The 8438-nt window shown below is 67.8% G+C and carries 9 protein-coding genes and 1 pseudogene; 1 reads left to right on the forward strand and 9 read right to left on the reverse strand.

Annotated features, from left to right (window positions below; all coding sequences use genetic code 11):
- From ACFQEU_RS11770 to ACFQEU_RS11785, 4 genes are all read right to left on the reverse strand, one after another.
- Positions 1-957 (reverse strand): AAA family ATPase (locus ACFQEU_RS11770; RefSeq protein ID WP_379782354.1); only part of this gene is annotated, 957 nt, incomplete at its 3' end.
- Positions 954-2297: a DNA double-strand break repair protein Mre11 gene (gene mre11 / locus ACFQEU_RS11775; protein WP_379782356.1), complete on the reverse strand. Its 1344-nt coding sequence runs from the start codon at positions 2295-2297 to the stop codon at positions 954-956. The genes mre11 and ACFQEU_RS11770, both read right to left, overlap by 4 nt.
- Positions 2298-2323: 26 nt before the next feature.
- Positions 2324-2671, reverse strand: coding sequence for a hypothetical protein (locus ACFQEU_RS11780; RefSeq protein WP_379782358.1), 348 nt, complete (start codon positions 2669-2671; stop codon positions 2324-2326).
- A gap of 77 nt (positions 2672-2748) precedes the next feature.
- Positions 2749-3009 carry a MarR family transcriptional regulator gene (locus tag ACFQEU_RS11785; RefSeq protein WP_379782360.1) on the reverse strand — a complete coding sequence of 87 codons (261 nt, stop codon included), beginning with the start codon at positions 3007-3009 and terminating at the stop codon, positions 2749-2751.
- A 139-nt stretch (positions 3010-3148) separates the two neighbouring features.
- Here ACFQEU_RS11785 and ACFQEU_RS11790 point away from each other — a divergent pair.
- Positions 3149-4307 (forward strand): annotated as a pseudogene (locus tag ACFQEU_RS11790) (proteasome-activating nucleotidase).
- Positions 4308-4400: 93 nt separating this feature from the next.
- Here the strand turns inward: ACFQEU_RS11790 and ACFQEU_RS11795 are convergent.
- From ACFQEU_RS11795 to ACFQEU_RS11815, 5 genes are all read right to left on the reverse strand, one after another.
- Complete coding sequence (locus ACFQEU_RS11795) at positions 4401-4529, reverse strand: hypothetical protein (RefSeq protein WP_379782362.1); 129 nt, start codon at positions 4527-4529, stop codon at positions 4401-4403.
- Between the two features lie 79 nt (positions 4530-4608).
- Positions 4609-5784 carry a DHH family phosphoesterase gene (locus ACFQEU_RS11800; RefSeq protein WP_379782365.1) on the reverse strand — a complete coding sequence of 392 codons (1176 nt, stop codon included), beginning with the start codon at positions 5782-5784 and terminating at the stop codon, positions 4609-4611.
- Positions 5785-5860: 76 nt separating this feature from the next.
- Positions 5861-6832 carry an NAD-dependent epimerase/dehydratase family protein gene (locus ACFQEU_RS11805; protein ID WP_379782367.1) on the reverse strand — a complete coding sequence of 324 codons (972 nt, stop codon included), beginning with the start codon at positions 6830-6832 and terminating at the stop codon, positions 5861-5863.
- Positions 6829-7287, reverse strand: coding sequence for a DUF5791 family protein (locus tag ACFQEU_RS11810; RefSeq protein ID WP_379782369.1), 459 nt, complete (start codon positions 7285-7287; stop codon positions 6829-6831). Before ACFQEU_RS11810 ends, ACFQEU_RS11805 begins: the two co-directional genes overlap by 4 nt.
- Before the next feature lie 109 nt (positions 7288-7396).
- Positions 7397-8438, reverse strand: a 1042-nt coding sequence (locus tag ACFQEU_RS11815) for a DUF7286 family protein (RefSeq protein ID WP_465261138.1), incomplete at its 5' end; no start/stop codon positions are given.

Raw genomic sequence — 8438 nt, forward strand, 5'->3', positions numbered from 1 at the left:
CGACCGGCGATCCGCGATCGCTGCCGCCGTCGGGGCGTCGAGCCCGGCGGCCTCGACGGCGTTGTCGACCGCGGCCTCCCGCTCGTCGATCCGCTCGCGTACCTCCCGGACCGCCTCTAGGTGCTCTTCGCGCTCCCGCTCCGTCTCGCGGATCGACTCCTCGATCGACTCGATCGTCGACTCGACGGTCGCCAGCTCGGAGCGTTTCTCCTCGTACGTTGCGAGCGTCTCGGCGGCCTCCGACCGCGTCTCCGTCGCTTGTTCGCGCTGGGTCTCGTAGTGGTCGACCTGATCGTCGAGCTCCGACAGCTCGCTCTCGAGCCCGTTGAGCCGGTCGTGGAGCCCCTTCTCTTCTTTCTCTTCGATGCGTTTCTCCTTCTCCTCTAACACTGCCCGTTTGGCGTTCAACACGTCCTCGACGCCGAGGCGGGCGTCCCCGGCGCGCTCGCGGTACTCTTCTAGCGTCCCGAGCTGGAGGAGGTCGTCGATGACGTCCTGTCGCTGGCTCGGGCTGGCGTTGATGAGTGCGTTCACTTCCCCCTGTCGGACGTACGCACAGTTGACGAACGCGTCGGCATCCATTCGGAGGAGCTCGGTGACGAACCGGCGCACCGCGGTCGCACCGTCCCGGGTTACGTCGCTCCCCGCGGTCGCCTCGAGGGTACAGTCGTGGTCGACCCGGTCGTCGTACGCTCGCAACCGGCGAGAGACGTGGTACGACACGCCGTCGTGGGTGAACCAGAGGTCGACTTCCGTCTCCTCCTCGCCGTTCGTGATCACGTCGTCGAGGGTACCGTCGAGCGCCTTCGAGCCATACAGCGCGAAGAAGCACGCCTCCAGCAACGAGGACTTCCCGCTGCCGTTGATCCCGTGGATGACCGTGACGCCTTCCGTCAACTGGAGGTCGGCGTCACCGTACGGTTTGAAGTTCGAGAGCCGGATCCGGTCGAACCTCATAGGTAGTCCTCCATCGACACCTGGCCGTCGGCGCCCGGGGCGGATTCATCCCGCTCCGCCGTCGACTCCGTCCCGTCGTCCGCTCCTGTCTCACCCGTGTGCGTCCCATCCGTGTCGGGTTCCGCGTGCTTACCGGCGTCGGGTTCCGCGTGCTTACCGGCGTCGGGTTCCGCGTCCTCGTCACTCTCGTCCCCGTCGGACATCGAGTCCTCGGCCGGCTCGAACGCTCCCGGATCGTCGAGTCGCTCCTCGACCGCCGACTTCACCGTCTCCCGGACGTTCGCGTCGGCGACGCCGTCGTCACGAACCGTCGCATCGACGTCGAGTGCGGCGGTCGACAGGCCCATCCTCTCGATCCGCTCACGAACCGCGTCCTCGGGATCGGCGAAGCTCACGTCGACCGCCTCGTCCGTCTCGACCGTTCGTCTGTCGGTGACGCGGGCGATCAGCGCGCCCGCGTCAGCCGCGAACTCCTCGACGGCCGCCGGGGTGATCGGGTCGCCGTCGCCGGTCACTTCGACGAGCACCACGGCGTCCGCGAGGTCGTGTTGTCGGACCTGCTCGCGGACGCGAGCCTCCCCCTCTCCCTCGCCGAGCTCGACGCTCACGAAGACGAACTCGCGGGTGTCGAGCGCGCGTCGCCGGATCTCGATGCGGTCGTCGCCCGCCGCGGCGGCCTCGTCGAACCGAACGAGGTTGTAGCCGCGTCCCTCCCGTTCGCTCGCGCTCGCGCGTTCCGTCGACCCCGGGTACGTCACCCACGTGTCGGCGACCGTCGCCCGATCGGGTTTGTGGTTGTCGCCGAGGAGCATCGCGTCGAACGCCACGTCGCTCTCGGTCAGCACCGTCTCGGTGTCCCAGTCGGCGTGTGCGAACGGCTCGAACAGTCCGTGGGCGACAAGCGCCGCGTAGTCGGCGTCGTGCGGCTCGAACGCGTATTCCAGCTCGTCGCGGCGCGAGACGGGGACGTGGTCGAGCCCGTAGAACGCGGTGTCACCGACCGTCACCGGCTCGTCGTCGAGCCGTGTCGCGAGCCCCAACCGCTCGAAGAGGTCGAGCCACTGTCCCCCGCGGGTCGACTCGTGGTTCCCCACCACCGCGAGGAAGGGGATCCCGGCGTCGTCGAGTCGGCGGAGGACGGTGATCGTCCCCATCAGGTCGGGGAGCTCCGGGCGACGGTCGTGAAAGAGGTCGCCCGCGTGGACGACGGCGTCGACGTCGCCGTCGATCGCGTCGTCGACGACGGCTCCGAACGCGTCGAGAAAGTCCTGGCGTCTGACCGGCGAGTGGTACTGCTGGTACCCGATGTGGGTGTCGCCGGTGTGGATCACCCGTGTCATCGCTCCACGATTGGCCCGTATCGGGTTTAGGGGTTCCGGGGCGGTGTCGGATCCGTCGTCGCCGCCTCTCCTGGCGTCGTTGTCGCCGTCGACGTAACGGTCGCCGTCTCCCTCGTCGCCGCCCGAAACCGCCGGTACGACTCGAGCGCCACGCGGCCACGCTCGGCGAGATCGACGCGCCCGTGCCGCTCCGCGTCCCTGATCGCCTCGTCGAGCCGATCGAGCCCGACGGCCTCGACGAACCCGGCCGCCCGCTGGAGATCGTCTCGTGCGGCGTCGGCCTCGTCGATAACGGCCGCGTACGGCCGCCTCGCGGTGTCGGTTCGCGTCGCTAGCGCCGAAAGGGCCCGCTTGACGTCGTCGGTCGAGACCACACGCTCCCTGGCGCGGTATCGGATTTATACTCTCGGCCGCCCCGATCCGAGACCGTCCCCGTGCTCACCCACCGGGCTCACACCGACAGCGAGTAGAGTCGCTTGCGGGCGTCGGTAAACGAAAAGCGCGAGTCGACCGCGTCCTCCTCCTCCAGCCGCGAGAGCGCGTACCGGACGGTTCGTGGCGGGAGCAGCGTCTCCTCGGCGAGCTCGCTCTGGGTCAGCGTGTCGTTGTAATCGAGGACCTTCGCGACGAGCTTCGCGCTCGGCGGGAGGTCGCGTACCCCTTCCCACCGGTCCGTGACGTCGTCGGCGGCGACTGCGTCCGTAGTGCTCATACGTGTCCTCCAGTAGTTCATGCCGTTAAATAATATTTACTATCCGTTCTAATTACTTTGGAGCATAAATATGGCTTTTTCGTGTGCATCGGTTTCCCCACCCGAAGCCTCTTATCCGCGAGACGCCTTGCTTGACGTAATGAGTGACACCGTCGACGACGTCGATATGCCCTACGATGAGGGGTCGGCGACGAGACAGGAAAAGATCGAGACCCTCCAAGACCGGCTAGAGGTGCTCGAGTCCCAGAACGAGGAGATGCGCGACAAGCTCCTCGACGCGAACGCGGAGAACAACAAGTACCAGCAGAAGCTCGAGCGGCTCACCCACGAGAACAAGAAGCTCAAACAGTCGCCGCTGTTCGTAGCGACCGTCCAAGAGATAACCGAGGACGGTGCCGTGATCAAACAGCACGGTAACAACCAGGAGGCGTTAACCGAGATCACGGACGAGATGCGCGAGACGCTCGATCCGGACGATCGGGTGGCGGTCAACAACTCGCTGTCGGTCGTCAAGAAGCTGGAGAAGGAGACGGATGTCCGTGCTCGGGTGATGCAGGTGGAGCACTCGCCCGACGTCACGTACGCCGACATCGGCGGGCTCGAAGACCAGATGCAGGAGGTCCGCGAGACCGTCGAGATGCCGCTCGAACACCCCGACATGTTCGAGGATGTCGGGATCACGCCACCGAGCGGTGTGCTCCTGTACGGTCCGCCGGGGACGGGGAAGACGATGCTGGCGAAGGCGGTCGCTAACGAGACCGACGCGACGTTCATCAAGATGGCCGGCTCCGAGCTCGTCCACAAGTTCATCGGCGAGGGCGCGAAGCTCGTCCGCGACCTGTTCGAGGTCGCCCGCGAGAACCAGCCCGCGGTGATCTTCATCGACGAGATCGACGCCATCGCCTCGAAACGGACCGACTCGAAGACCTCCGGCGACGCCGAGGTCCAGCGGACGATGATGCAGCTGCTCAGCGAGATGGACGGGTTCGACGAGCCTCCGTCCCGGCCGCTTCGACCGCCTCATCGAGGTCCCCAAACCCGACACCGCCGGCCGGGAGATCATCTTCCAGATCCACACCCGCAACATGAACCTCGCCGACGGCATCGACTTCGAGCAGCTCGCCGAGAACGTGCCGGACGCCTCCGGTGCCGATATCAAGGCGATCTGCACCGAAGCCGGGATGTTCGCCATCCGCGACGACCGGACGCAGGTCACCCTCTCCGACTTCCTCGAGGCGCACGAGAAGCTCAAACAGGACGACGCGAGCGACGCCGACGACTCGCTGGCGTTCGCCTGATCCGCACTGCCCTGCCTCACTCCGCTTCGCGTCTTTCCTTCCCGTTCTCTTCCCGCTTCCACATCCGTTTCCACCCGGTCGACGCCCGATTCGCTACAACGCGCTGAGGACCAAGTACGGCAATAAAAAGAACCCGATGAGTATCAGCCCGGTCGCGAGGACGTATCCGAGCCCGACCCCCACCAGCGTCCGCCAGCTGTCGTCGACCGATCCGAACTCCATACCGCCCGATCGACGGGTTTCGTCTTAACCGTTGGGTCGACAACGATTCGGTCGACGCTCGTCCCGCGCGTCCCGCCGATCAGACGTCGCCGGCCATCGCCCGGAACAGGTCGTTCGAGAGGGTGTCACGGTCGACCGTTTCGAGCGCCTCCTCCCCGGTCGGTTCGATTTCCGGTGTTATCGTGCCGCCACCCATCCGCGAGTGCCCGCCGCCGTTGCCGTTCTCGACCTCGGAGAGCACGGCGTCGATGGCGTTCCCCATGTGAACGCGGTCGTCGCGGGACCGTCCCGAGAGGTGTACCGTCCCGTCGCGCTCACCGATGACGACGACGGCGCTTATCCCCTCCAGCTGGATCAGCTCGTCGGCGGCCTGCGGGATGGCGTCCACGTTGTTCACCCCGCCGACGTCGGCCACCGCGAACGACCCCTCGATCTGTCTCCCGGCTATCGCCCGTGCTTTCACCTCCAGTACTTCCGCGTCAACGGCGGGGTTCGCGATCCGGTCGAGCTGGTCCTGGTCGACGCCGGGGTACACGTACGCCGCGGCGGCGAAGTCCGGCTCGCTCGCGCCGACGGTCAGGTGTTTCGTGTCCGCCAGGATCCCGTACAGGAGACCGGTGGCGGCCCGTGTCGACAGAGCGAAGTCGCCGTCGGTCTCGCTCGCGTGTCTGTCCGGCGGCACCGGAACAGCTCCGTTGTCGTCGAAGTACTCCGCCACGATAGAGGCGGTCGCGCCGTAGTCGGTCCGAACATCCGTGAACTCGTCGCCGGCACCGTCTCCCGGGTGGTGATCGACGACCGCCGTCGGCAACACCCCGTCCGCGCCGCCGAATCCCCGTGGCTCGTTGTGATCGACGAGCACGACGGTCTCCGCGGCGAGGTCGCTGACGTGGTCGATCCGATCCAGTTCGAGGTCGAGGACGGTTCGGAACGCCCGGTTCTCCTGATGTCGGATCTGTCCGGGGTACTGAACGGTCGCTCCTACGTCCAGCTGGTCGGCGAGCGACGCGATCCCGACTGCGGCCGCCATCGCATCCGGATCCGGGTTCGGATGCATGAGGACGGTGACCTCTTCCTCGTCGGCCAGCAGTCGACGGAACGAGACACCCGGTGGCCGACGGGCGCGGAGAAGTGCGTACGTGCTCGCGACGACGGCGACTGCCGCCAACACCGCCACGGCGGTCAGCTCCGGGTTCTCACGGACGAACGTCTCCGCGCCGGAGAGCGTTTCGCTCACCGTCCCTAATGACCACATACGTCAGACGGCACTCGCCGCCGATACATCAAGGTTCGTGGATACTTCGACCGACCGATACCTGTAGAATACCGTTTCAGACCTTCTCTGTCCCGTGATCCGCACGGAACGCGGTGATCGCGTCCCGATACCCCTCGCGGTACGTGGGATACGCGAACTCGTAGCCGAGCGCCCGGAGTCGGTCGTTGGAGCATCGCTTGCTCGTCCGGATCCGTCGCCGGGCGGCCGCCGAGAGGTCGCCGTCGGCGATCCGCTCGTCCTTCGAGCGTTTCTCGGGCCGGGTGACGCCACACTCGTCGGCGAGCCAGTCGGCGAACGCGTGTTTGTCGACCGGCTCGTCGTCGACGACGACGACGGGCTCTCCCCGCGCTCGGTCGGTCTCGAGGAGGTGTCGTATCGCGCCCGCCGCGTCCGCACGGTGGACCATGTTGAGATAGCCGGCCGTGACGGGACCGTCGATGTAGCGTCGTAAGCGATACCGGTCCGGGCCGTACAACCCCGCGAACCGGGCGACGGTCCCGTCGATCCCGTGATCCGCCGCCTCCGACAGCGCGACCTCCTCGGCGGTCGCGAGCACTCGCGTCTTCTCCGTCGTCGGATCGATCGGCGTCCCTTCGTCGACCCGCTCGCCCCCGTGGTCGCCGTACACACCGGTCGAAGAGGTGTACACCAGCCGGCCCGGCGGTGCGGCACGGCTCCCGTACTCCTCGACAACGTTCCGGAGCCCGTCGACGTACACCGCCCGAGCCGCGTCCGCACCCCGGCCGCCGGAGCTGGCGGCGAAGACGACGGCGTCCGCATCCGGAAGCGCCGGGAGCGTCCCCGGCTCCGTCACATCTCCTCTAACCGCGTCGATGGAGCCGATCGCTCCGCTCGTGCCGCCTGTCGACTCATCCCCCACAGATCCGTCGACCGCCTCCCCGACCGCCTCGACCGCTTCCAGCCCACGGTCCGATCGGCGGACGCCAGTCACGTCGTGGCCCCGAGCCACGAGCTGCTCGGCGAGTTCGAGCCCGACGTAGCCGCAGCCGACGACGACGATCCTCATGGCTTTCGACCCTCGATGACGGCCATGACCTGCGCGAGCTGTTCGAGTGTCATCGCGGCGCGGCCCTCCAACACCTGTTGAACCTCCTGTCCGGTGAGGTCGGCGTCGATCGATGCCGCGATCGTGTCGACGTCGAGCACCGCCGTTACCATTCCCATGAGGAGGTGATCGCGGAGCTCGGCGACCATCGGGTCCGGCTCGCGATCGTTCGCCGCCGCGAGGACGGACACTCCCTCCTCAAGCGTGAGGTCACCCACGTTTCCGGTGGCGGTCGCGTCGACTGTCTCCTCGTCTAGCGACGTCTCCGCGACCACTCGGTCGCGACCCGCCGCGTCGATCGCGTCCGCGAGCGCCGCCTCGAACGCCGCCAACAACGCCGCAGCCTCGATCGTCCCGTCGCTGTCGTCGTCCGACCTCCCGGTCACGTCCGACTCGTCGACGATCTCGTGAAACATACCGTCGATCGGTGGTCCCGTCTCAAAACGCCACCGGTCAGGGACCGGTCAGGGACCGGTCTGAGCCCATCCCGCCTCGTTGTGTCCTGCTCTTCTCCCGGGCCGACGATCACCACCCTGCGGAGGTCTCGTCGCGGGTGCCGTCGACGTCGCCGACGCCCGGTGGGCCCGCCGGAACCGCAATGGCGACGATCGTCCCCGTCTCGAACGCGACCGGCCTGGTACTCCCGAGCTCGATCGGGTCGCCATCCACGGACACTGTCACCGTCGCCTCCTCGCGAACGTACTCGAAGGGTCGTCCGGGCTCCCCGACGTCCGCCCGAAGCGTGAACCGCGGATACTCGCCGCGGACCTCCACGCGCCAGGCGTTAACAGTCGCGACCCAGTACCCCGGCACCGGCGCGACCGGAAGCCCCGCCCCGACGCTCCGAACCGGCTTCGGCGCCCATCGCTCGGCGGCTTCCTCGCCCACCCGCGACGCGCCCTCCTCGACCGCCCCCTCGATCTCGCCGCGGACCTCCTCGCGGACTCGTTCGGTCGGCCCGTCGACGAACCGGGTTGGGATCCTGACGGCGTCCCGTCCGGCGGCCGTCCGAAGCGTGACGTGGAGCCGTGCGGTCAGTGTCGCTCGCTCCCCCGCCGAAAGCGACCCTGTTCTCGCTGCCTCGTCGGCCACCCGATCCGCGTACCCCCCATCGCCGATCGCGACCGCTCGCGCCCCCGGGGAGTCGTACGTTCCGGCGACCGAGGCGAGGACCGACGCCCGCTCCTCGCGTGTCAGCGACGTCCGGTCCGCGAGGGTCGACTCGAGGCGGTCGTCGACCACGGATCGCGACGCTTCGATCCGGTCGGCGAGCACGTCCCTGTCGGCTTCCAGATCCGGGTCGTTCCGTCCTGCAAGCGAGTCGTCGGCCGCCAACAACGCCCGCCCGGCGACGCCGATCCCGACCGTGTCCTCCGTCCCGAGGATCCGGTCGGTGATTCCGCCGGCGACATCGCCGTACGGCACGGTCACGTAGTTGAGGTTGCGCGTGGCGAGCGGCCGAGTCGTCGTCCCGTCGACCGCCTCGACGGTCGCCCCGTCGACCGGCGTTCGCGGGAGATACCCCGGCGAGCCGTCCGGCGTGAACCGCTCGTAGCCGCCCGGCCCC

This window comes from Halorubrum tibetense, from assembly GCF_042661865.1.
In the GTDB taxonomy this organism is placed as follows: Archaea; Halobacteriota; Halobacteria; order Halobacteriales; family Haloferacaceae; genus Halorubrum; species Halorubrum tibetense.